This window comes from Zoogloea sp. LCSB751 (assembly GCF_002028455.1).
In the GTDB taxonomy this organism is placed as follows: domain Bacteria; phylum Pseudomonadota; class Gammaproteobacteria; order Burkholderiales; family Rhodocyclaceae; genus Zoogloea.
Map to the genome: position 1 here is coordinate 1 of NZ_MWUM01000394.1, position 254 is coordinate 254.

Sequence of the window (254 nt, forward strand, 5' to 3'; positions counted from 1 at the left end):
TTCCACAATAAAGCGTTTCGACGCCGCGCAAACTTGTCCGGTATTCTGATAACGTCCGGCCACGGCCGCGTTGACAGCCAGATCCAGATCGGCATCATTCAGAACGATAAACGGATCGGAGCCGCCCAGCTCCAGCACGCATTTCTTCAGCGCCGCGCCCGCCTGCGCGCCAATTGCCGCACCAGCCCGAACGCTGCCGGTTACGGTCACCGCCGCGATACGCCGATCGTTAATCGCCTGGCTGACGCCGTCAT

1 protein-coding gene is annotated in these 254 nt (G+C 61.4%); it reads right to left on the bottom strand.

All coding sequences use genetic code 11. From position 1 onward, the window contains the following. The coding region (locus B4920_RS27090; RefSeq protein WP_139379731.1) for an aldehyde dehydrogenase family protein at positions 1-254 on the bottom strand (254 nt) is incomplete at both ends.